This is a genomic window from Acutalibacter sp. JLR.KK004 (assembly GCF_036941085.1).
GTDB lineage: Bacteria > Bacillota > Clostridia > Oscillospirales > Acutalibacteraceae > Acutalibacter.
In genome coordinates, this window is record NZ_JAYMNQ010000001.1 from 1,586,346 (window position 1) to 1,605,912 (window position 19,567).

Here is a 19,567-nt window from a genome sequence, read left to right on the forward strand (position 1 = left end):
TGTATAAACCGCCGCCCAGGGTGGCTCTTACATGAACAAGAAAAGCCGCTGCTTTTAAAAGGACAGCGGCTTTTTCCCTGTGGAAACGCATACAGCTTTAAGGTCTGCAAGCCCGCCGGGAGAGATTTTCATCCCCGGGGAGCCGCATACCCGGCGGGAGGCAGAGGAGCCTCCTGGGGCGGGGGCGGCAAAGGAGCGCTAGGAACAGGCGCTCTGTTTATCTGTACAAACTGCACAGTGGCAATAAAGAGATCCCCGTCTGTGCGCACAGAAAACTGGCCTCCGCAAGCCTCTGTAAAGCTTTTGGCAATGGACAGCCCCAGGCCGCTGCCCTCAGTGGTGCGGTTCTGGTCCCCCCTGACAAACCGGGCGGTGAGATCCTCGCTGTCCATAGTAATCTCGTTGCGGGAAACGTTGCGGATGCTCACTACCGCACAGCCGTTTTGGCTGGACAGGGACACGTAAGCCCTTGAACCCTCCAGGGCATACTGGTCGCAGTTGCGGATAAGGTTTTGGAACACCCGGTACAGCCGCTGCCCATCGGCGTGAACCAGCATGGGAACATCAGGGATATCTATGCGCCAGATGAGCTGGGAATTGCGCAGGGTTTCGTCCATTTCCCCGAAGGTCTGCTGCAGGAGCTTCCCAATGTCCAAGTCCTCCATATTTAGGGTAATATTCCCTGTGGCGGCCTTAGACACCTCGAACACGTCCTGCACAATGCTGCTCAGCCTTTCCGCCTTGCGGGAAATAGTGCTGATATAGTCCATTACATGATCCGGCAGATCCGGCTCTTTTTTCAGCAGCTCAATGTAACTGATGATGGAGGTGAGAGGCGTTTTAATGTCATGGGATACGTTTGTGATAAGCTCTACCTTCGTGCGGTCTGCCTTAGTGCCCTCCTCTACGGCCTTTTCTATGCCGGTACGGATCATATTAAGCTGCATGGCGCAGTCGTAGAGGTTGGAGGTGGGCGGCACGTGATTCACCGCGTTCAGGTTGCCGCCGTACATTTCCGTAATCTGGGCCATCAGGGCGTTCCAGTCCTGCAGGTCGCGTTTAAGCCCCAGCACATACCAGACGATTGTGCCCACCACCCCGGTAATGGTAAAGACCACAATGCTCACCATCACCGAGCCAAGCACAGGCCCCGCCGCATAGTAGAGATGGTTAGGCGCCCATATCAGCGCCGCTGCCGCCACCGCCAGGATTCCGGCAATCACTCCCAGGGTGGAAAACAGCCGGCGCAGGCTGCGGTGCTCAAAGGTAGTCATGCTCTTATAAGAATTAAGCCATTTCAAAACAGAATGGATGATGTTGTGCCGGAAAAACTGCCTGTTGTATCCAATATCCATGCACAGTTGATATAGGCTGATTACCCACAGGCACAGGGAGAAAACCAGTCCATCCTCCGTCAGAAACAGCATGCCAGAAAACAGGATGGCTCCTAAAAGCAGGCATTTAATCTCCACCCACAGTTTCCCCATCCCCTTTGCCATCAGCGCCTCAAACCGCCGCCTGTCCCGCCGGAAGGCAAACACCAGCACCAGGGCTGTGAGCAGTATGGCCAAGGCGCATACAATCTGCACCGTGCGCATGTATATAAGCTCCTCATGCTGCTTTTGGGCATCCATAGCAGCAGCCCAAAGCGTATCATCCTCTTCGGATTTCCCTTCTATGGCTTCTATGACGACGCCGCCATAGTAAGGGCTGTCGCTTCCGGCAAATTCCTGCAGGTTTTCCGCCGCCCGAGTTTGCAAGTCCGGGTTTGCCAGCACGATAATGGAAAGGACTACCGCAAGGCACAGCCCGCACAGCAGCGCAAGCAGGCACAGCCAGGAAATAAGCCCTTTGAAAATGTTTCCATCAATGCTTTTCGATTTTGTAGCCAATGCCCCATACCACCTTTAAATATTCTGGATCCGACGGGTTTATTTCGATTTTCTCCCGGATGCGCCGGATGTGTACCATCACCGTATTCTCTGTGGAATAGGCAGATTCGTTCCAGATTTTGCTATATATCTCCTCGGCAGGAAAAATGCGCCCGGGATTGCGCATGAGAAGCTCTACGATTTTCGTTTCCGTTGCTGTCAGCTTGATGGGATCCCCGTCCGCATACAGCACGTGCTCGTCCAGATTAAAGCAAAGCCTGCCGTTTATAATGGTATTCTCGCTGCTGGAATGAATGTCCCCCAGGCTGGTGTACCGGCGAAGCTGGGACTTCACCCGGGCTGTCAGCTCCATAGGGTTAAAGGGCTTTGTTACATAATCGTCCGCCCCCATGGAAAGCCCGATTACCTTGTCGCTGTTTTCGCTTTTGGCGGAGAGCACAATGATGGGCAGGTTTTTCCGCTCCCGTATTTTCATAATGGCGGAAAGACCGTCCAGCTTTGGCATCATCACGTCTATGATAATGAGATGGACTTCCCTTGTCAGGGCGATGTCCAGGGCGTCCATGCCGTTATAGGCCTTTAATACAGTGTAGCCCTCGCTTTCCAGGTTCAGGGCAATGGCCCGCACAATTTCCCTGTCATCATCTACCACCAGTATATTCTTGTTTTCCATGGCTTCCATCAAAACACGGCCCCTTTCCGGCGCAAAATGGTCATTTTCACGAAATAGTTCCAGTTTCCGCTTTCAGTCTAAGAGGGAAACCTTAAAAACCATGGCATGAAAACCTTACAAAAATCATACAGTATTTTGTCCCCCATTGCAAGTGCCCCAGGCGGAATACTGTCCAAAGCTCCAGGGCTATCCTCCGCATATCCTCCTGGCCGGGCGTTTTTGCAGACGGAGGCAGCGGAAAGAGAGGAGAAAGCTATGGAACGCATGGAAAATGTGATGAAACGGATATGGGCGCCGCTCTTATCCCTGCTGGTGATAGCCGGAGTGTGCGCTTTGGTGCTGTGGGCGGCAAAGAAAAACGGCGGGGCGGTGTTCGCGTCGGCGGCGGCATCCGGGGAAATAACCAACTGGGGACTCAGCTTCCAGCAGGAGGGGGAGCCGCCTGTGGGCAACGCGGGCAGCGATTTCCTGGGGGAATATGACAGCCTGTACTGTATGCCCACAGAAGAGAAGGTGCTGTATATCACCTTTGACGCGGGTTTTGAAAACGGCAACACCTCCCCTATCCTGGACGCTTTGAAAAAGCATGGAGTGAAGGCCACCTTTTTCCTGGTGGGGAATTATTTTGAAACCCAGCCGGACTTAGTGCGGCGCATGGCGGAGGAGGGCCACACCATTGGCAACCATACCTACAGCCATCCGGACATGTCTGCCATTGCGGAGGAAAGCGCCTTCCGGGAGGAGCTGGAAAAGAACGCCGCTCTCTATAAGGATATTACCGGGAAGGAAATGCCCAAGCTCTACCGCCCGCCCCAGGGAAAATTCTGCGAAAGCAATCTGGAAATGGCAAAGGCCCTGGGGTATCACACCGTGTTCTGGAGCCTCGCCTATGTGGACTGGTATGAAAACGACCAGCCCTCCCGGGAGGAAGCCTTCCAGAAGCTGCTGCCCCGGGTGCATCCGGGGGCTGTGGTGCTGCTGCACAGCACCTCCCGCACCAACGGGGAAATCCTGGACGAACTGCTCACTAAGTGGGAGGAAATGGGCTACAGCTTTGGGGATTTAGAAGCTGCCCTGCTGGGAGATTCCCCAGATAACCCTCAAGGCCCTGTATATTTTCTGGAGCCGTAAACACGAACGAAAGAACCGGAAAAGCTGCTCCTTCCACATCCCTTTCAGGAGCAGGCAAAACATACGCAAAAGGCAGGCGGCCCAGCAGCGGGCAGCCTGTCTTTCTTTTATAGATTGCAAACTGCCGCCCCCTGTGATACAATGGGAAAAAGTATTTTCACAAGGAGAGATCTGCATGAAACGGCCTTATGTAGTCGGTATCAGCGGAGGCACTGCCAGCGGGAAATCCACCCTGGCCCGGTGGCTGGAGGGAGAACTGGGGGATCTGCAGGTGAAGGTGTTCCACATGGACGAATACTTTAAGCCTGACAGCGTGCGTCCCAAGGCTACAGCCCCTGTTACTGGAAACATATATTATGATGACAACTGTCCGGAAACCATCTATGCCGGCAAGCTCCGGGAGGATTTGTCCCAGGCCATGGAGGAGGATTTCCAGCTTGTGCTGGTGGAAGGGCTTTTCGCCTTATGGTATGACTGGCTGTACGAACAGCTTGATCTAAAAGTATTTATCGACTGCCAGGCTGACGAGCGCATTGTGCGTCGGCTGCGCCGGAATATGGCGGAGCGGGGGCTTTCTTTCGAGGAGATTGCCGGGGTGTACCTGGACATGGTGCGCTACCGCCACCAGCAGTATATTGAACCCACCAAGTGGCGGGCCGACCTGATTTTAAACGGCTCCTCCCCTTCCTCCTTGGCAAACGGGCTGCTGGCGGCGTTTCTGCACCAAAAGGCCGGGGCATAAACAAACCAAAACATGAAGAAAGGAACGATACCAGGCGCAGGGGCTTCAGCCCTTTTTGTGCGCAGCCTGTATCGTATGGCGATTTATATGGATGCCGCATGGAACATGAAAATGGCATGGGAAGATTTTTCCAGCAGGCTTGGGAGCTGGGCCACAGGCTTTGCATGGAACCTGCTGGCAGCAGCGCTTATCCTGCTGTGCGGCTGGTGGCTGGCCCGGCTTGCGGGAAAGCTGACGAAAAAAGCTATGGCAAAAGGCCCTATGGATCCCCTGGCTGCTAGCTTTACCGGGTCTGTGGTGAAAGGGCTGGTGCTGCTGGTGGCAGGGGTCAGCGCGGTGGCCCAGCTTCAGGTGGACATTACCTCCCTGATTGCCGCCCTGGGCGCTGCCGGGCTGACCGCCAGCTTTGCCCTGCAGGGAAGCCTTTCAAACTTTGTCAGCGGCATGCAGATTATTTTTACCCGGCCTTTCAAAATGGGGGATTACCTTTCCTTTGAGGGCCACGAAGGCACTGTCAAACGCATTGAGGTGCTGTACACCATCCTGGCTACCTTTGACAACAAGGAGGTGGTGGTGCCAAACTCCAAGATGACCAGCAGCATTGTGGTGAACTTTACCAGCAACGGCACCCGCAGGCTGGATTTAAGCTATGGCATCTCCTATCAGGCGGATTTAGCCCTTGCCAAGTCTTTGCTGGAGGAGCTTGCCGGAAGGGATTCCCGGGTGCTGCCGGATCCGGCCCCGGTTATCGCAGTGGGCCAGTGGCAGGAAAGTGCTGTCACCCTGGTAATGAAGGTGTGGTGCAAACAGGAGGAATATTGGAACTTATTTTATTCCATGCAGGAAAAAGTGAAGGAGGCCTTTGACAAGGCTGGGGTGGAAATCCCCTTTCCTCAGATGGACGTGCATATCAGGCCGGAGAAGTGAGGACGGTGCCGGGATAATAGTGTGCCAGTATCTCTTTGTAATCCGCGCCCTGCTTTGCCAGGAAAACCGCTCCCGCTTGGCTCATGCCCACCCCATGGCCCCAGCCCCGGACAGTGAAGGTGAAGCCATCCTCCCCGGCAGACAGGGAGAAACAGGCGCTGCGCAGGGAGAAGGCGCTGCGCAAATCCCCTCCGGACACCTTCACGCCTCCCAGCAGGGCCGTTTTAACTGTACCAGAGGCAGTATATTCCAAATCTGCCAGCCAGCTCTCCGCCGGGCCGGAAAAGTCCAGCGCCGCTTCTGTAAAGTAGCTCAGGGCCGCTTCCTGGAACTGCTCCACCGTGAAAGAGCTGGTGCTGTAATAGCCGTCGCTAAGCTGGTCGCCGGGGCTTGCCACAGGCTGGAGATAGGGGCAGGATTCCGCCGCACCGGGATCCCACACATTGGCCGCCGCTTCCGTACTGCCGGAGGAAATGGCAAAATACGTTGTGAGGGCAGGCTTTCCCTGCCAGGTGAGCATCTGCCCCCGCACCTCTCCCACAATGTCCTGGAGCAGGGAGAGGTTTGCTTCGTAATCCTCCCCCCACCTCTCCTGCATGGCGCTTTGGGGCACATAGACCAGCCAGTTTTCGCTGTCGCAGGCAAAGTCTGCCCCTTTTACCTGCCCGCTGCCCTTCTGGCGGGTATAGTAGGTGTAGGCCGCCACAGCTTGGGCTTTCAGAGCTTCCGGCGGGCTGGAAAGATCCATCTCGCAGGCAACTGCCGCCGCCAAGAAGTCCTCCGCAGGCACGGTAAACACCTGTTCCGTCGCTACATCATACAGGGTGAAGCTTTCTTCCTCTTCCCTGCCGGGCAGGGCGGCGCCCTCTAAAAAATTTGGCAGCAGGCTTTCCGCAGGGACAGGAGGCGCGCTTTCTGCTTCCGGGCTGGGAGACGGAACGGGCGCACTATCCGCAGGAGAAAGCGCGCCCGCTTTTTTTTCTGCCATATTATACAGCAGGGCAGGCGCAAAGGTGTATACAACGTATAGCAGCAGGAACACCAGCACAAGGCCGATGCCTGGCCTGTGGAAACCTTTCATAACGGCACGCTCCTTTTATTTTACACTTTTCGATAGGAAATCCTTCAAAATATACGGGTTTACCCCTTGTCAAATTCGGAAATTCCTATAAAATTTGCATACTAAGCAGTTTCAAATTGCAAAAGCAGTTGACTTCCCTCCCGGTTCACGTTAGAATAAGAGGACAACAGGTACAGGAAACGAGCTGTGGAAGGAGAGGTTTTGGATGCAGGAGATAAACAGCAAAACAGCTATGCAGGAGCTGTGTGAGGAATACCGGCGCAACAACACCATTTCAAAGGAGGAATACACCCGGCACCGGGTGAAGCGCGGCCTGCGCAATGAGGACGGCACTGGCGTGATGGCTGGGTTGACCCACGTATGCAATGTCCATGGCTATCTTATTGACGACGGGGACAAGGTGCCCGATAAGGGGCGGCTTACGTACCGGGGCATCAGCGTGGAGGACATTGCGGCAGGCTGCGAGCAGGAGGATCGCTTTGGCTTTGAGGAGGTGGCCTGGCTGCTGATTTTCGGAAAGCTTCCCACAAAGAAGCAGTTTGACCGCATGTGCAGCCTGCTCTATGACAACCGGGAGCTGCCGGAATATTTCCCGGAGGACATGATTATCAAAGCCCCCTCCAAGAACATCATGAACAAACTGGCCCGCTCTGTGCTGGCCCTGTACTCTTACGATGACAACCCGGACGATCAGTCTCTGGAGAACAATATGCGCCAGAGCATTGCCCTGATTGCCCGTATGCCCTCCATCATGTCCTACGCTTATCAGGTGAAACGCCGCCATTTTGACCGGGAAAGCATGTTTTTCCACCCCTACGAGCCGGGCCACTGCACTGCCGAAGCCATTTTAAATGCCCTGCGCCCGGATAAGGCTTTCACCCGGGAAGAGGCCCGGCTGCTGGATTTGTGCATGGTGCTCCACGCCGAGCATGGCGGCGGCAACAACTCCACCTTTACCACCCGGGTGCTCACCTCCGCCGGGACGGACATTTATTCAGCCATCGGCGCGGCAGTTGGCTCTTTAAAAGGCTTCCGCCATGGCGGCGCCAACCACCGGGTGCGCATGATGATGGACGATATTATGGCGCATGTGAAGGACTGGGCTGACGAGGAGGAAGTGTGCCGTTATCTGGAAAAGATTCTGCGCGGGGAGGCTGCCGATGGCAGCGGCCTTATCTACGGCATGGGCCACGCCATCTACACCTTGTCCGATCCCCGGGCTGTTATCCTCAAGGAAAAGGCCAGGGGGCTGGCAAAGGAAAAAGGCTTTGACAAAAAGCTGGCTCTTTACGAGCTGATTGAAAGGCTTTCCCCTCAGGTGTTCTATAACGTGACGAAAAAAGAAAAGGTCATCTGCGCCAATGTGGACTTCTATTCCGGCCTGGTGTATGAAATGCTGGGCATACCGGAGGATTTGTTCACCCCTATGTTTGCTGTGTCCCGCATTGCCGGATGGTGTGCCCACCGTATTGAAGAACTGACCACTGGCGGGCGGATTATGCGCCCCGCCTACCGGGCGCTTCCTGTGCGGCAGGCTTATAAACCTCTGGGAGAGCGGTAGGCCCGTCCCCTTCCTATAAAAGCTATGGCGGCGAAGGGCGGATTATGCTTGTGCCGTCTGGAGAAAAGTGGTATAATAGCCTCAGCCTGCCTGCCGCTTTTATAGAGGGCTGGCAGCGCAAGACAGCGCCCTGGCAGGGCGCAATTTAAAAGAAGAGGTTTAACGCATGAATGTTGGCAATGCTTTAAAGGTGCTCTGTGTGGGATTTGGCGCGGGGGTTGTGCTGCGCGTGGTGCAGATGCTGTATTTTTACGACTATATCACAGGATTTTATACCGATGGCGGCGTGGTGGCCTTTTGCAGCCTGGGTTTGCCCCTGCTGGCGGCGCTACTTTCCGGCGTGATGTGCTTTAAATCCCGGCGGTATTTCGGGCCGTATGTGCCCCGGCGCAACGCGCTGGCAGGATGTGCCGCCATTTTCTCCGGGCTGGTGCTGATTGTATCCGGGGTTTTGCAGCTTACTGTGTATCTGCGCGCCCTGCAAACCGGCATGGCTGTTTACGAATTCTCCAACCAGTGGATGATTCACGTGGCCTATTTGCTGGCATCCCTCCTCTTCGGCTTTGTTCAGCTTTATATGGCGGCAGGTTTCTTCGTCGGGAAACGGAACCTGGAGCGGGTTCCCCTGCTGTATCTGGCGGCAGTGGCCTGGGGCATTCTGAACCTGATACTGGCTTATGTGTTTTACGCCAAGTCCTCCTCTTTTGTGGAAAACTTCTTCTCCGTCATAAGCTGCGCCGCTTTGCTGCTGAGCCTGTTTTACCTGTGCAAGCTTTTTGCCGGGGTGGACGAGGAGGGCGCGGCTAAACGGGCCTTTGTCTCCGGCGGCCTGGCGGTGGTGCTGACTGTAACCTACTGCTTTTCAAACCTGGCCCTAATGCCCCTGGGCCGCACTTATACAGGAGAGGCACCTGCCTCCATCCAGCTTTCCAGCTTGAGCGTCTCCCTGTTTGTCTTGGCTTTCCTCATCACCTTCCGCAAGTACAGCCTGCGGCGCATGCCGGCAGAAAGTTCCAAGGAGGAACGCCGGTTTAAACCAAACTGAAATTGCATAAAGCAGCCCCCGCCTTTTCCCGGCGGGGGTTCTGCTTATTGCACATTCCTTTTCCCATAGTAGGTTCAGCTATAATCCTTCCCCAGCACCAGATAGAGCATAAGATACAGGGCAAGGGCCAGAAGGGTGTAGTTATACCGGGTGCGCAGCAAAACCCAGAAGCCCAGCACCCACAGGGGAAGCAGCAGTGCGGCGGCGGCAAAGCGGCACACCCGCTCCGCCCGGCCTAGGGAAAGGCGGGTTTCCAGCAGGCGGCGCAGGGCCAGCCCCCCGTCCAAAGGCTCAATGGGCAGCAGGTGCAAAGCCCCAAGGGAAAGGCTTGCCAGGGCAAAGGGCGCTGTTTGAGCCTGTGCCAGCAGGCAGAAAAGGAACCCCATAAGATTTGCGGCAGGCCCTGCCAGGGAAACCGCAGCGCCTGCCAGCCCTTCGAGCCCTGCCCCATCCGGCAGTACCATGCGGCATCCCATGGCGGAAAGCGTTATCTGCCGGGGGGCAGCGCCCAGGGCCGCCATAGCCAGCAAATGCCCCCCTTCGTGGAAAATCATAGCCAGCAGCACGGCGGGGGCCTGCCGCCCCATAAACAGGCAGGCGAAGGCCCCCAGCATAAAGCAGGAAACCCTCGCCTCAACCTGGCAGCCCCAAAGCCTTGCCTGGAAGCTCACAGCCTTTGGGCCTCCGCCTCTGGCAGGACTGCCGGGCTTTCTGTGGGAGCAGGAGTCGCACTGCGGATAGGCGCGCCCCCTTCCCAGCGAGGCAGTTCCATTTCCTGGGCCGCTTCCCGGCGGTATTGCTCCCGGATTTCCCCATAGGCCGGGTGCCCGGTATGCCGCAAATATAGAAGCCCTATAAAGGCCAGCACGCACACCAGTGCCTGCAGCAGGGGCACTGTGCTCAGGCTCCCCCCTGCCTGAGGCGCCTGATAAGGCTCCTCCCCTTCCCCTGCCTCTTCCTCTCCCAGCAGGTCAATTTCCTCCAGATCATCCCACTGCTGCATAGGCTATAGGATGATGCACAGAAGGCCTGAGCATCCGTCGTTGATAATGCGCTCGATAGTTTCCCGCACCTTTTCCCGGGCGTCTGCAGGCATACGGTACAGCTTATTGTGCATACCCTCGTTTACCAGGGAGTGCAGGGATTTGCCGAAGATATTGGACTCCCAGATTTTCACCGGGTTTTCCTCGAATTCTTTTAGGAGATACAGCACCAGCTCTTCCGACTGCTGCTCGCTGCCCACAATGGGGGTGATCTCTGTATTGATCTGGGTTTTCATCATGTGGATGGAGGGGGCTGTGGCCTTCAGGCGGATGCCATATTTGCCGTTCTGTTTCAGGATTTGCGGCTCCTCCAGGGTAAGCTCCTCCACCTCTGGCATGACAATGCCATAGCCTGTTTCCAGCACGTCATCATAGGCCTGCCGCAGCTTCTGGAAAGTCTTTTTGATCTGGGTCATTTCCAGCAGGGTGGACAGAAGCTGGGATTCGTCCTGGATGTCCAGCTCTGTCTTTTCGCTTAACACCCGGTAGAAAAGCCCGGAACCAAGCCTAAGCTGCGCCCTGCTGCGCCCGCTGCCCAAGTCTATGGCACCCACGTCCACCTGCTGCACGTACTCGCAGGTTTTTACTGCCTCCAGAAGGCCCTTCACCTCACACATGCGGCTGATTTTGCTGACCCCCCGCAGGGTTTCCAGCAGGGACGTATAAAGCCAGTGGGTAGGCTCCAGAGCTGTTACCCAGCCGGGCACCTCCAGTTCCACCTCCCGCACCGGGAACTGATACAAAAGGCTTGCGAGGATATCCTTAATGCCCTGCTCGGTTATCTCCGCACAGCTTACGGGCAGCACCGGCACCCCATACTTTTCTGAAAGCCCGGCGGCAAGGCCCCTGGCATGGGTGGTTTCTGGCTCTACGCAGTTTAAAAGCATGACAAAGGGCCGCTGGGTCTGGCGCAGCTCGTCAATCACCCGCTCTTCCGCTTCCTCATATTCCTCCCGGGGGATGTCGCTGATGGAGCCGTCTGTGGTGATCACCAGCCCGATGGTGGAGTGCTCGGTAATCACCTTCTTAGTGCCCAGCTCTGCCGCCATGTTAAAGGGGATAGCTTCCTCGAACCAGGGGGTGCGCACCATCCGAGGCTGATCCTCCTCTATGTATCCGATGGCGCTGGGCACAATGTATCCCACGCAGTCGATCATGCGCACATGGAACATGGCGTCCTCATCAATCTGCACCTGCACCGCCTGTTCCGGGATAAACTTCGGTTCTGTGGTCATGATGGTGCGCCCCGCCGCCGACTGGGGCAGCTCATCCACCGCCCGTTCCCGCTGCAGCCCGTCAGGGATGTTGGGAATCACCACTGTGTCCATGAATTTTTTGATGAAGGTGGATTTCCCGGTGCGCACCGGGCCTACCACGCCGATGTATATTTCCCCGCCTGTGCGATCCTGTATGTCTTTATAAACGTTAAATCCTTCCATAAGCTTTAGCCCCCCCTCTCAGCCCTTGTTGGTGATAATCAGCGCCCGGGCCTCCGGCACCGTATCTTCATACAGATCGTTCTGGGCGCGCAGATCCCCCAGCCGCGCCCGGCGGCTTTTGGCAATGTCCCACAGCTTTTCCCCTGCCTGGGCATAGTAGAGCAGGAAGCGCGACCGCTTTTCAAAGCCAGGGGCGTTTTCGTCGCTGCCCGCGCTCACTAGGTATTTCACCGTATGGGCACTGTACAGCAGGGTGGTGGCCGCAGTCTCTGCCGAAATCTCCACGGTGTTTTTATCTGTAATGCGGTATTCCCACACATCTGTATGGGCGCTTGTCTGGCTCTTGCCTGGTTCCATATCTGAAAGCTCTGTGGTGAAGGTGTGGTCAAACTGTTTCTCCACATAGAGGATGCGGCCCTGGCTATTGCCATACAGCAGGCACATGGTATATTTCACCCGGTAGGTAAGCTTCCCCTTATCGCAGGCAGACTGCACGCTGTCCTGCTGGCACCACAGATCCAGCACCTTTGTAATTTCCTCCCCGCTTACCTGAAGGCTGCACTTCTTTTTCAGCACCTCGGTATGCACGCCGTGTATCTGGGTGAAAGCGCTCTGGCTGTAACGCAGCTCCAGGGGGCAGTCTACCGAATAGGCGTCATCTATCATCTCCACCTCGCAGGCCTTATAGAGAAATGCCAGCAGGAACACCTTGACAACCACGCTCACCCCGGTATTCTCCCCCACGTCATCCTCCTTGGGCGTAAGGCTGCATTCCCCGGTAACCACCCGCAAATCGCAGACGCACCCTTCCTCTGCCCCGGCGCAGTCAATGATCTGGCTGAAGTCGACAGAGGCTGTCATTTTCTCCAGCACAGTGTTGTCCATGGCAGAGGCATACAGGAACGCCACGTCTGCCACGCCGCTGACGGTCAGCCGCTCCTCGGAAAGACGGCTTTCCGTTATCCGGCAGCATACGTCCCGGCGCAGAATGCTCTCAATGGGGGGCTTGCCATTTTTCAGAGGCAGGTGATCCTCAATGGTGAACTGGTGGCACACCGCGTTCACAGCCTGGTGGGCTGGGAACGCGCGGCCCCGCTTCTCAATAGATTCCTCCTCCAAATCTGTGGTGACCCGCTCTTTTTTCTGCACCACCGCCAGAATTTGCAAGGAAACGGCCGCATGCAGATCTATCCGTCTGGCGCTTACCGCCCGGCAGGTCATGTGCAGGACAGAGGCCTGCACACAGGCAACCGCCTTTTCTTCCGCCGATTTCAGCTTCACGCTTTGGGTGAACTCCTTTGTGAACTCCGCGCAGCGCACGCAGTCTCCCTTCCCGTCCAGGTATAGCACCCGCACGTCCATCACGCCGTCCACAGTCAGCGTATCCCCGGAAATCATGTAGGATGATACCTCCGGCACTGCCCGGCACTTCAAGAGCTTTTGTATATCCGGGCAGTAGTCCGGCAGGTTAAACTCCGTATCTATCGGCGTTTCGCAGCTCCCGCTATATACGGGGTCAAAAAATTCATAGGGCACAGTCTTGGTTTTAGCCTGCATACAGTATCCTCTCCTTTGCCTTTCTATTCCCATATGTATGCAGGCAGTCCCCAAATATGCCCACACAAAAAATCCCCTGCCGGGGCGCGCCCCGGCAAGGGATATGTTCAAAAAGGCTTTAAGAATCTGTATTCACAACCTGTAACCACCGTCTAAGCGGTCTTTTGGGAGCCACTCTGTGTCAAATTTTCTTGCCATGCGCCAGCATGTCTGCGGAAATTTGCCTTGTTTGGCCCCAAAAATTCTCGCCCATCCGGCAATTTCGATTATGAATACAGGTTCTAAGCTTCCGTCACCTTCCGTATCCCGTACATCTTCCGCAAAAAGAACCCCCAGAAACCCTTCCGCTTTTCCAATACCACTACTTTCATACCAAAGCGCCTCCCGTCAGTGACGTAATAATGAAATACCCAGCGCTACCAGGATAACCGCGCAGAAAAACAGCGTCAGTCCTGTGGGGCAAAAGCAGGAAAGGGACATCCCCAGCCCAAAGCATACCGTACACATACACCTGCACTGGTAGTTTTTAAAGCAGGAATTCTGAAAACACGGCTTTTGCATATCCATCCTCCTTCCCCGCCCGCCGTCGCTTTCCGGGCTTTCCCTACCAGTATATACAGCCTGGGAAAAAAGTGTTACCAAACAAAAAAGGCCATGCAAGCGCACAGCCTTTTTTATAGAAGAAGCTTCAGTGGTATACCCCCACGATTTCCAAATCTTTGTCTAAAACCACCAGGTCTGCCCGTTTGCCCGGCTCTATGCTGCCGATTTCCTTTTCCAGCCCAATGGCCTTTGCCGGAGACAGCGTGGCGGCCTCCAGGGCCTGCCCCAGGGGAATGCCCCAGGAAACCAGGTTCTTTACCTCCTGGTGGAGGTTTGCCACTGACCCTGCAATGGTGCCGTCTGCCAGCACTGCCTTGCCATCATGCACTGTAACCTGCTGGCCCCCCAGGTCAAAAGGCTCTCCCTCCGGCATGCCGTTGGCCCGCATGGAATCGCTTATCACAATGGCCCGCTTCCCTAAAACCTGGAAGGCTGTTTGCAGGACAGCCGGGTGGATGTGTATGCCGTCACAGATAAGCTCTGCACGCACCCGGGAATCAGCCAAAACAGCCCCTACCACCCCGGGGGCCCGGTGGCTCAAGCCGGACATGGCGTTAAAAAGATGGGTGGCATGGGTAACGCCGCTGTCAAAAGCAGTCTTGGCTTCGTCAAAGCCTGCTGTGGTGTGGGCAATGGAAACCGTACACAGCCTGCTGGCCTTTTGGGCAAAGTCATATCCCCCTGGCTGCTCTGGGGCAATGTCCACCAGCCGCACAAGGCCGCCGCTCCGTTCAAAATATTTCTCGAACAGGGAAAAGTCTGGAGGCACAATGTACTCTGCCTTCTGGGCGCCCTTCTTTTCCACAGAAATGAAAGGCCCTTCCATGTTCACGCCCACAACCCTTGCCCCGTCCTCCGAAGGCCTATCGGCACATTCCTTTGCGGCAAGGAGGGCCTTTTGGATAACCTCTTCCCCGGTGGTCATGGTGGTGGGGCAGAAGGAGGTTACTCCATGCTGGAGGAGGAATTTCGCCATAATATCCAGGGACTCCCGGGTGCCGTCGCAGGCGTCCGCGCCATTGCAGCCATGGATATGGATATCCACAAAGCCGGGGACGATGGTGTAGCCCTGGCAGTCTACAGCCAAATCCTTCTGGGTGTAGGGAAGCTTCTCCCCCACCTGTCGGATGCGCCCGTTTTCTATCTCAATATCCCCCCGGGCAAGCTGAAAGTTCTTATCATAGTACGCTGCATTTATGAGAAACATGAAAATCGCCATGCGATACAGGATTCGCACAAAAAGAGAGGAATTATCAGCCTTTTGTGCCCGGTATCGTTCCTTTCTCTGTATTTTTCACACGAACTGCCCTTTCTCTTACATCCCCTGCCTTAATTTCCTATCAGGAAATCCAGTATATCCCAGCCAGTAGAGCCTTGGGATTTATACAGCTCAGTATATCCGCACTGGCAGCAGGTGATGGTGGTAAACTTCTTGTTCTGTACGTCAAAGATCTTGGCAAAATTGCCCCCTGTGGCCTGAAACTGATCGCTTTCAAACTGCTGGCAGCCGCATTTAGGGCAGATATACTGCCTTCTCTGTTCCATAAAGATTCCCCTTTTTATTGTGGATTCGCCATACCCTGGCTATTCCAAAGCATACAGGAAAAACCTCCATAAAAACACAGCCTTTTCCTTACGAAAATCTTACGCCTTAGCCTTTGGCGGCTTCATGGTAAGGGAAATGCGCCCCCGGCCCGCATCCACCTCCAGCACCCATACTTCTACCACATCTCCTACCGCTACAGCCTCGGAGGGGTGGCGGATAAACCGGTCTGTAAGCTGGGAGACATGCACCAGGCCGTCCTGGTGCACGCCGATGTCCACAAAGGCGCCAAAATCTACCACGTTTCGCACTGTGCCCATAAGCTGCATGCCAGGAGATAAATCTTCCATGCCCATTACATCTGTACGCAGCAGCGGAGGGGGCAGCTCGTCCCGGGGATCCCGTCCCGGTTTTTGCAGCTCTGCGCAGATGTCCCGCAGGGTGGGCACCCCCACCCCGCAGGCCTGGGCTGCCTTTTCCAGACCCAGTTCCCCCAACCGGCTGTCCAGTTCTGTAAGGCTGCCCACATCCTTCAGCCCATAACCGCACAGCTTTAGAAGCATTTCCGCTGCCTTGTAAGATTCCGGGTGAACCGCCGTATGATCCAGCACGTTCTCGCTTTCCGGCACCCGCAAAAAACCCGCACACTGCTCAAAGGCCTTGGGGCCAAGCTTTGGCACCTTCAAAAGCTCCCGGCGGGTACGGAAGCTGCCTTTTTCCTCCCGGTAAGCGGTGACGTTTTTTGCCACCGCAGCGCTTACCCCTGCCACCCGGCTCAGCAGGGAGGGCGAAGCTGTGTTCAAGTCCACCCCCACCGCGTTTACACAGTCCTCCACCACCCCATCCAAAGCCTGGGAAAGCTGGGCCTGGGGCATATCATGCTGGTATTGGCCCACGCCGATGGCCTTGGGATCAATTTTCACAAGTTCCGCCAGGGGATCCTGCAAGCGGCGGGCAATGGACACCGCCGAACGCAGGGACACGTCAAAGTCCGGGAACTCTTCCGCCCCCAGCTTGGAGGCAGAATATACCGAGGCCCCGGCCTCGCTGACCACCATATAAGAAACCTTCCCCCCATACTCCTTGATAAACTCACTGACAAAGATTTCCGACTCCCGGCTGGCAGTGCCGTTGCCAATAGCGATGCAGGAAACGCCGTGGCGGTCACACAGCCTGCGCAGCACCCGCTTGCCTTCCTCTGTTTTGTTATGGGGCTTGGTGGGATAAATCACCGCTGTCTCCAGCACCTTGCCGGTGCCGTCCACTACAGCCAGCTTGCAGCCTGTGCGATAGGCGGGGTCAAAGCCCAGGGTAACCTGATTTTTCACCGGGGGCTGCATCAGCAGGGGCCGCAGGTTCAGGGAAAAGGTGCGGATGGCCTGCTCGTTCGCCATATCTGTGAGATCAGACCGCACCTCCCGCTCTAAAGAGGGAAAAACCAGCCTGTCCCAGGCATCTTCCGCCGTCTCCTGCAAAAGGGCATAATAGGGATGCTGGGGCTTTGCCGCCTCCTGGAGGATAAGCCCTGGCGCGTCCCAGCTTCCAGGCTGCACGTGTACCTTCAAGGCACCCTCCCGCTCCCCCCGGTTGATGGCAAGCACCCGGTGGCTCTGCAGCTTTTTCAGCGGCTCCTGAAAATCGTAATAGAGCCTGTAGACTGTATCTTCTTCTGAGGCGGCGGCAGAGCAGAGGCTGCCATTTTTCTGTAACTGCGCCCGCAGCCTGCGCCGGATGCCTGCATCATCGGAAAAACCCTCGGCAAGGATGTCCCGCGCGCCTTGCAACGCCTCCTGCGCCGTCTCCACCCCTTTATCCGGATCTATAAACGGGCCGCACAGCTCTTCCGCAGGGAGGGAGAGGGGCCTGCCTTTTTCATCCTTCCCGGCAAGCAGCAACTGGGCCAAAGGCTCCAGGCCTTTTTCCCGGGCAATGCCAGCCCGAGTGCGGCGCTTGGGCCTGTAGGGGCGGTATAAATCCTCCACCTCCGCCAGGGTGCTGGCCTTCTGGACTGCCTGGGCTAGATCCTCCGTCAGCCTGTCCTGGCCCTCAATGGCAGCGAGCACCTCCCCTTTCCGGGCCTCCAGCCCCCGCAGGTAACTGAGCCTGTCGGAAAGCAGCCGGATGGTCTGATCATCCATAGCGCCATGCTGTTCTTTGCGGTAGCGGGCGATAAAAGGCACTGTGTTGCCCTCGTCCAGCAGGGAGACAACGGCCTGTACATGCTGGGGCTTTACGTGCAGTTCCTGTGCAAGTGTGGTAAGCAGCAAATCCATTGGCAGGTTCCTTTCTGTTTGAAAAAAGTACAAATATATTATATCTTATGTCCAAGATTTCTTTTCACAAGAATCGTAAAAAATATGAATTAATGCAAACTGGACTTTCAACATTCTGGAAAAAACCTATGAGATTTTACAAATTGTATCGTACTGTTTCAAAAAAACCTAGGTTTAATCGAATTTTTTTCCAAAAGTTTCTTGACAATTTATCCAATATCAACTATGATTATTTAAATCGTAAATTCCTGTTTCCTAAGAAAGCGAAGGTACTCCGTATGAAAAACACAAAAACGTCCTATTTCAAGCTGACCAAATCTGAAAACGAGATTATGGACCTGATGTGGAAGGAAAACAGGCCCCTCTCCCGCTCCGAGATCATTGAGCTGACACCTGATCGCACCTGGAAGCCCGCGTCCATCCACATCCTTTTAAACTCTATGCTGGAGAAAAAAGCTATTGAGGTGGCTGGGTTCGTGCAGAGCACTAAGAACTATGCCCGTACCTTTATCCCCAGCGTAACGGCGGATGCTTACGCCATTATGCAGGTAAAAAGCAGCCCCGTGTTCAGCCAGGACTCCATTCCCAGTCTGGTATCCTCCCTGCTGGAGGAAGTGACAAGTATGGAGATCCTCCAGCAGTTGGAGGAAATGGTGCAGAACAAAAAGAAAAAGCTGTAACACGTGTATAAACGCACTATCACCTTTCTAAAGGGATGGCTCTTGCATACGGCAGGAGCCATCCCTCTTTTTACTGCAAATCTGCAAAATAGGAGTGATAGCGAATCCCCAGGGAGCTTTTGGGGAAAAGAAAATGGTGCAGGGCCAGAAAATAATCGTCTGTCATGCTGGCAATATAATCTGTAACAATCTGGCAGGGATCCTCCTCCCGGTAATCCGGGCCGCCATACCATTTCACCTTTTCCTGCACAAAGCTGATGTGATGCTGAAAAACAGGAGAAGCCTTCTGCCCTTTTTGGAGATCTCCCAGCAGCTTTTCAAAAATCTCCCGGAACATGGGCCTGACAGAAGTTTCATATGCCTCGTTCAGCTTTTCGTTCCGGTAAATTTTCTCATAGTTCTCCGCCTTAGCCGTCTTTAAATCCTGATAGGTCTGAGGGCTTAAAAGCAGGCAGTCCCTCCCATAGCTGTTTTCCAAAATGTCCACTGTCATGTTGTTGATAATGGCAGCATTCTGTGCGCCAATGGCCTGGGTGGTAAAGGGGGTGTCCTCAGAGATGATACGGGCTGTCACAGCGTCCTGCCTGTCCTTGCCCAAATAGGCAATCATATCGCACACCCGCACCACGCACCCCTCCAGGGTGCCTGGCACCAGCGTTTTGACAGCTTCCTCTCCCCGGATGCAGCAGGCCTCCAGGCTTTCATCAAAAGGCGCAAAGCCTGCCAAAGGCTGTGGCCTGTATTCCTTCTGGGCAAACTCTCCATTGTGGCAGAGGATGCCGTCCAGTGTCTGCAAGGTCACGTTCCGGTGGAAAATCCCCTCCAGCACCCGCACGCTGTGCACATTGTGGTTGAAGTACCGGCCTGTGTGTTCTTCCAGCAGCTCGCTTAAATACCGCTCCCCAGCGTGCCCGAAAGGAGTGTGGCCCAAATCGTGGCCCAATGCGATGGCCTCTATTAAATCCAGGTTCAGCCCCAGCACAGCGCCGATATTCCGGGCAATGCGGGACACAAGCTGCACATGCAGCGCCCGACGGGTCAGATCGTCATTTTCGTAAAAGGAAAAAACCTGGGTTTTATCTGCATAGCGGTTATATAAAGGCAGGTGCATGATTTTTTCCGAGTCCCGCACAAAGGCAGGCCGCCACAAGGTGGCCTTGTCCCGCTCCATATCCCGGCGCAGGGCAGCCTCCTCCCGGCACTGCCAGGGGTTTTCCCAGTGATTTTCCCTGTCTTGGCGGATGCGCTCCTGCAGCTCCCCGCTGAGAGCGGCATATTGCAGCTTTTCTTCCATATGGCCCCTTTCCAGCACAGCACAGAAAACCTCCGCCGCCCAGCCAGGAGCGGCGGAGGTTTTCCGAATATGTATAGAATTAT

17 protein-coding genes are annotated in these 19,567 nt (G+C 55.4%); 6 read left to right on the plus strand and 11 right to left on the minus strand.

What is annotated here, in order from left to right; all coding sequences use genetic code 11:
* Positions 1–128 precede the first annotated feature (128 nt).
* On the minus strand, positions 129–1,892 hold the full coding sequence (locus tag VSQ30_RS08690; RefSeq protein WP_334463454.1) for a sensor histidine kinase: 1,764 nt from the start codon (positions 1,890–1,892) through the stop codon (positions 129–131).
* Positions 1,867–2,565 (minus strand): response regulator transcription factor, encoded by a 699-nt coding sequence (locus VSQ30_RS08695; protein ID WP_160641347.1) that lies wholly within the window; start codon positions 2,563–2,565, stop codon positions 1,867–1,869. The genes VSQ30_RS08690 and VSQ30_RS08695 overlap by 26 nt, the downstream gene beginning before the upstream one ends.
* Before the next feature lie 255 nt (positions 2,566–2,820).
* On the opposite strand from VSQ30_RS08695, the gene VSQ30_RS08700 reads away from it, so the two are divergent.
* The 3 genes from VSQ30_RS08700 to VSQ30_RS08710 all read left to right on the plus strand — a co-directional run bounded on the left by VSQ30_RS08700 (position 2,821) and on the right by VSQ30_RS08710 (position 5,365).
* Positions 2,821–3,696 (plus strand): polysaccharide deacetylase family protein, encoded by an 876-nt coding sequence (locus VSQ30_RS08700; RefSeq protein ID WP_334463456.1) that lies wholly within the window; start codon positions 2,821–2,823, stop codon positions 3,694–3,696.
* Positions 3,697–3,871: 175 nt separating this feature from the next.
* Complete coding sequence (locus VSQ30_RS08705; RefSeq protein WP_334463458.1) at positions 3,872–4,438, plus strand: uridine kinase family protein; 567 nt, start codon at positions 3,872–3,874, stop codon at positions 4,436–4,438.
* Between the two features lie 75 nt (positions 4,439–4,513).
* Entirely contained in the window at positions 4,514–5,365 is an 852-nt protein-coding gene (locus VSQ30_RS08710; RefSeq protein WP_334463460.1) for a mechanosensitive ion channel family protein, read from the plus strand.
* Here VSQ30_RS08710 and VSQ30_RS08715 read toward each other — a convergent pair.
* Positions 5,349–6,446: a SpoIID/LytB domain-containing protein gene (locus VSQ30_RS08715; protein ID WP_334463462.1), complete on the minus strand. Its 1,098-nt coding sequence runs from the start codon at positions 6,444–6,446 to the stop codon at positions 5,349–5,351. The two genes, VSQ30_RS08710 and VSQ30_RS08715, sit on opposite strands and share 17 nt — an antisense overlap.
* A 205-nt stretch (positions 6,447–6,651) precedes the next feature.
* Here VSQ30_RS08715 and VSQ30_RS08720 point away from each other — a divergent pair, with 205 nt between their 5' ends.
* Together VSQ30_RS08720 and VSQ30_RS08725 are read left to right on the plus strand one after the other, a co-directional pair.
* The gene (locus VSQ30_RS08720; protein ID WP_334463464.1) at positions 6,652–8,007 is read left to right on the plus strand and encodes a citrate/2-methylcitrate synthase; all 1,356 of its coding nucleotides are present in this window, start codon (positions 6,652–6,654) and stop codon (positions 8,005–8,007) included.
* A 166-nt stretch (positions 8,008–8,173) separates the two neighbouring features.
* Positions 8,174–9,052 carry a hypothetical protein gene (locus tag VSQ30_RS08725; RefSeq protein WP_334463466.1) on the plus strand — a complete coding sequence of 293 codons (879 nt, stop codon included), beginning with the start codon at positions 8,174–8,176 and terminating at the stop codon, positions 9,050–9,052.
* A 74-nt stretch (positions 9,053–9,126) separates the two neighbouring features.
* Here VSQ30_RS08725 and VSQ30_RS08730 read toward each other — a convergent pair whose 3' ends face one another.
* From VSQ30_RS08730 to VSQ30_RS08760, 7 genes are all read right to left on the minus strand, one after another.
* Positions 9,127–9,723: a hypothetical protein gene (locus VSQ30_RS08730; protein WP_334463468.1), complete on the minus strand. Its 597-nt coding sequence runs from the start codon at positions 9,721–9,723 to the stop codon at positions 9,127–9,129.
* On the minus strand, positions 9,720–10,055 hold the full coding sequence (locus VSQ30_RS08735) for a hypothetical protein (protein WP_334463469.1): 336 nt from the start codon (positions 10,053–10,055) through the stop codon (positions 9,720–9,722). The genes VSQ30_RS08730 and VSQ30_RS08735 overlap by 4 nt, the downstream gene beginning before the upstream one ends.
* Before the next feature lie 3 nt (positions 10,056–10,058).
* A complete protein-coding gene (spoIVA, locus tag VSQ30_RS08740; RefSeq protein WP_334463471.1) occupies positions 10,059–11,534 on the minus strand; it encodes a stage IV sporulation protein A in 1,476 nt (491 codons plus the stop codon).
* Positions 11,535–11,552: 18 nt separating this feature from the next.
* The gene (locus tag VSQ30_RS08745) at positions 11,553–13,091 is read right to left on the minus strand and encodes a DUF3794 and LysM peptidoglycan-binding domain-containing protein (protein WP_334463473.1); all 1,539 of its coding nucleotides are present in this window, start codon (positions 13,089–13,091) and stop codon (positions 11,553–11,555) included.
* A gap of 688 nt (positions 13,092–13,779) precedes the next feature.
* Positions 13,780–14,901: an N-acetylglucosamine-6-phosphate deacetylase gene (gene nagA, locus VSQ30_RS08750; protein ID WP_334463475.1), complete on the minus strand. Its 1,122-nt coding sequence runs from the start codon at positions 14,899–14,901 to the stop codon at positions 13,780–13,782.
* A 122-nt stretch (positions 14,902–15,023) separates the two neighbouring features.
* Complete coding sequence (locus tag VSQ30_RS08755; protein ID WP_334463477.1) at positions 15,024–15,239, minus strand: zinc ribbon domain-containing protein; 216 nt, start codon at positions 15,237–15,239, stop codon at positions 15,024–15,026.
* A gap of 99 nt (positions 15,240–15,338) precedes the next feature.
* Positions 15,339–17,510, minus strand: coding sequence for a Tex family protein (locus VSQ30_RS08760; protein ID WP_334463479.1), 2,172 nt, complete (start codon positions 17,508–17,510; stop codon positions 15,339–15,341).
* 278 nt (positions 17,511–17,788) lie between these two features.
* On the opposite strand from VSQ30_RS08760, the gene VSQ30_RS08765 reads away from it, so the two are divergent.
* Positions 17,789–18,190, plus strand: coding sequence for a BlaI/MecI/CopY family transcriptional regulator (locus VSQ30_RS08765; RefSeq protein ID WP_160641263.1), 402 nt, complete (start codon positions 17,789–17,791; stop codon positions 18,188–18,190).
* A 70-nt stretch (positions 18,191–18,260) separates the two neighbouring features.
* Here VSQ30_RS08765 and VSQ30_RS08770 read toward each other — a convergent pair whose 3' ends face one another.
* Entirely contained in the window at positions 18,261–19,502 is a 1,242-nt protein-coding gene (locus VSQ30_RS08770) for a deoxyguanosinetriphosphate triphosphohydrolase family protein (RefSeq protein ID WP_334463481.1), read from the minus strand.
* Between the last annotated feature and the right edge of the window lie 65 nt (positions 19,503–19,567).

What these genes read in the sequence shown, in the direction of transcription:
- VSQ30_RS08695 (WP_160641347.1), bottom strand. Translation starts at nt 2,565, where the DNA reads ATGGAAAACAAGAATATACTGGTGGTAGATGATGACAGGGAAATTGTG.
- VSQ30_RS08700 (WP_334463456.1), top strand. Translation starts at nt 2,821, where the DNA reads ATGGAACGCATGGAAAATGTGATGAAACGGATATGGGCGCCGCTCTTA.
- VSQ30_RS08705 (WP_334463458.1), top strand. Translation starts at nt 3,872, where the DNA reads ATGAAACGGCCTTATGTAGTCGGTATCAGCGGAGGCACTGCCAGCGGG.
- VSQ30_RS08710 (WP_334463460.1), top strand. Translation starts at nt 4,514, where the DNA reads ATGGCGATTTATATGGATGCCGCATGGAACATGAAAATGGCATGGGAA.
- VSQ30_RS08715 (WP_334463462.1), bottom strand. Translation starts at nt 6,446, where the DNA reads ATGAAAGGTTTCCACAGGCCAGGCATCGGCCTTGTGCTGGTGTTCCTG.
- VSQ30_RS08720 (WP_334463464.1), top strand. Translation starts at nt 6,652, where the DNA reads ATGCAGGAGATAAACAGCAAAACAGCTATGCAGGAGCTGTGTGAGGAA.
- VSQ30_RS08725 (WP_334463466.1), top strand. Translation starts at nt 8,174, where the DNA reads ATGAATGTTGGCAATGCTTTAAAGGTGCTCTGTGTGGGATTTGGCGCG.
- VSQ30_RS08735 (WP_334463469.1), bottom strand. Translation starts at nt 10,055, where the DNA reads ATGCAGCAGTGGGATGATCTGGAGGAAATTGACCTGCTGGGAGAGGAA.
- spoIVA (WP_334463471.1), bottom strand. Translation starts at nt 11,534, where the DNA reads ATGGAAGGATTTAACGTTTATAAAGACATACAGGATCGCACAGGCGGG.
- VSQ30_RS08745 (WP_334463473.1), bottom strand. Translation starts at nt 13,091, where the DNA reads ATGCAGGCTAAAACCAAGACTGTGCCCTATGAATTTTTTGACCCCGTA.
- nagA (WP_334463475.1), bottom strand. Translation starts at nt 14,901, where the DNA reads ATGTTTCTCATAAATGCAGCGTACTATGATAAGAACTTTCAGCTTGCC.
- VSQ30_RS08755 (WP_334463477.1), bottom strand. Translation starts at nt 15,239, where the DNA reads ATGGAACAGAGAAGGCAGTATATCTGCCCTAAATGCGGCTGCCAGCAG.
- VSQ30_RS08760 (WP_334463479.1), bottom strand. Translation starts at nt 17,510, where the DNA reads ATGGATTTGCTGCTTACCACACTTGCACAGGAACTGCACGTAAAGCCC.
- VSQ30_RS08765 (WP_160641263.1), top strand. Translation starts at nt 17,789, where the DNA reads ATGAAAAACACAAAAACGTCCTATTTCAAGCTGACCAAATCTGAAAAC.